Below are 2,500 nucleotides of genomic sequence, written 5' to 3' on the forward strand. Positions count from 1 at the left end.
ATAGAAACACCTCATTAACATGTAGTTTTCAATCATTGTAGCACTGGCACTAAGGAATTCAAAAATTTATGCTTCAAGCCTTATATACTACAACCTAAAATAAATCTATAAATAGAAAAACGATAATCAAAAGTATTACCTTCTGATTATCGCATATATAAATCTAATTATACTTAAATATATCTTCCCACGAACTTCCATACGGTATTCCAATACGTATTTGAATCTATCTTCTCAGCTTCTCCATGTCCAGCACCTGGAACAATTAATTTTTCTTTTTCTACTTTTGCAGCATTATATACTTCATCTAACATTTCAAAAGGAACGAATGTATCCGCATCCCCATGAATGAATAGCATCGGTGTTTTACTTTTTGCAACTTGTTTAATAGCTGAAGCTTCTTCTAAATCATATCCAGCTCTTAATTTTGTAACTGTATTTGCCGCATTCATAACAGGAAACTTCGGCAAGTGGAATAGATCTTTTAATTGATACGTAAATTCATCAACAACAGTTGAGTACCCACAATCTTCAATAATAACTTTAACGTTAGAAGGTAAATCCTCACCTGAAGTCATCATTACAGTTGCCGCGCCCATCGAAACACCAAATAGTGCTATTTCAGCATTAGGATCTTTCTTTACAATTTGTTGAATCCAAATCAAAATGTCTTTACGATCATGCCAGCCCATACCAACATAATCCCCTTCACTATTCCCGTGCCCACGAAGATCTGGTGCTATGACATTATAGCCTTGTTCATAAAAGTTACGAATATATTTCGTCATTTCTGATGCCCTACCATTGTATCCATGAACTACAATCGCCCATTTATGACTAGATTGTTCATTCATATATTCATAACCTGTTAAATTCAGTTTATCGAAAGAACGTATAGTTAATGTGTTAGGCTTATACTTTGATACGAAGTTCGCATTCTTCTCTTCATTTGTAGCCAATGCATCTCCCGATGCATTTACCGTTTCTACTAAATGAGGATTATCTTCCAAAAATTCTTTTTCTTGTTTCGCATTCAACGCATAGTTATAAAAATAATTTCCAACTAACATATACACAATCGCTAGAAGGATTAAAACTACTATAGTAATTATACCTATCTTTTTCATATTATCTCCTTTTTAAAAATTAAATATCCCTATATTAAAGCACTCAAAAAATAACGGTACTATTTTAACACACCAATAGATTGCTTCCACAAAAAATAAAATAGAAAATCTGAAACTACACATCGAAAATGATGAAAGAAATTGAATACAAAAGGATAACTCGAGGCTAATAAGAAGTTAGAAACACAAAAAAGACGAGTCATTTTGACTCGTCTTACAGTTGCTTGGCGACGTCCTACTCTCACAGGGACAAGGTCCCAACTACCATCGGCGCTAGAGAGCTTAACTTCCGTGTTCGGTATGGGAACGGGTGTGACCTCTCTGCCATCATCACCAAACTATGAAGGCATATTCCTTCAAAACTAGATAACATTTGCTACATATTATATGGTTAAGTCCTCGATCTATTAGTATTCGTCAGCTCCACATGTCACCATGCTTCCACCTCGAACCTATCAACCTGATCATCTTTCAGGGATCTTACTAGCTTACGCTATGGGAAATCTCATCTTGAGGGGGGCTTCATGCTTAGATGCTTTCAGCACTTATCCCTTCCGCACATAGCTACCCAGCTATGCCCTTGGCAGAACAACTGGTACACCAGCGGTGCGTCCATCCCGGTCCTCTCGTACTAAGGACAGCTCCTCTCAAATTTCCTACGCCCACGACGGATAGGGACCGAACTGTCTCACGACGTTCTGAACCCAGCTCGCGTACCGCTTTAATGGGCGAACAGCCCAACCCTTGGGACCGACTACAGCCCCAGGATGCGATGAGCCGACATCGAGGTGCCAAACCTCCCCGTCGATGTGGACTCTTGGGGGAGATAAGCCTGTTATCCCCGGGGTAGCTTTTATCCGTTGAGCGATGGCCCTTCCATGCGGAACCACCGGATCACTAAGCCCGACTTTCGTCCCTGCTCGACTTGTAGGTCTCGCAGTCAAGCTCCCTTATGCCTTTGCACTCTACGAATGATTTCCAACCATTCTGAGGGAACCTTTGGGCGCCTCCGTTACACTTTAGGAGGCGACCGCCCCAGTCAAACTGCCCACCTGACACTGTCTCCCGGGTCGATAAGACCCGTAGGTTAGAATTTCAATACAGTCAGGGCGGTATCCCACCAGCGCCTCCACCGAAGCTAGCGCTCCGGTTTCAAAGGCTCCCGCCTATCCTGTACAAACTGTACCAAAATTCAATATCAGGCTACAGTAAAGCTCCACGGGGTCTTTCCGTCCTGTCGCGGGTAACCTGCATCTTCACAGGTACTATAATTTCACCGAGTCTCTGGTTGAGACAGTGCCCAAATCGTTACACCTTTCGTGCGGGTCGGAACTTACCCGACAAGGAATTTCGCTACCTTAGGACCGTTATAG

General features: G+C 41.6%; 2 protein-coding genes and 2 rRNA genes (2 of these 4 running past the window's edge). All 4 read right to left on the reverse strand.

Translation table 11 applies throughout. The features are described 5' to 3' along the window. A protein-coding gene (locus QCI73_RS26045; protein ID WP_353824023.1) for a DsbA family oxidoreductase crosses the window boundary here: on the reverse strand, positions 1 to 2 show a 2-nt sliver of it. 730 nt of this gene lie to the left of the window's left edge; only 2 of the gene's 732 nt are visible here; its start codon straddles the left edge of the window (only 2 of its three bases are visible, at positions 1 to 2); the stop codon falls past the left edge of the window. A gap of 171 nt (positions 3 to 173) precedes the next feature. After that, a complete protein-coding gene (locus QCI73_RS26050; protein WP_353824024.1) occupies positions 174 to 1,127 on the reverse strand; it encodes an alpha/beta hydrolase in 954 nt (317 codons plus the stop codon). A gap of 222 nt (positions 1,128 to 1,349) precedes the next feature. Beyond that, positions 1,350 to 1,465: ribosomal RNA gene (gene rrf, locus QCI73_RS26055) — 5S ribosomal RNA — on the reverse strand. Positions 1,466 to 1,514: 49 nt separating this feature from the next. Then, positions 1,515 to 2,500: ribosomal RNA gene (locus tag QCI73_RS26060) — 23S ribosomal RNA — on the reverse strand; it runs 1,937 nt beyond the window's last position.

The organism is Bacillus cereus group sp. MG16, assembly GCF_040459875.1.
GTDB lineage: Bacteria > Bacillota > Bacilli > Bacillales > Bacillaceae_G > Bacillus_A > Bacillus_A paranthracis.

What these genes read in the sequence shown, in the direction of transcription:
- QCI73_RS26050 (WP_353824024.1), bottom strand. Translation starts at nt 1,127, where the DNA reads ATGAAAAAGATAGGTATAATTACTATAGTAGTTTTAATCCTTCTAGCG.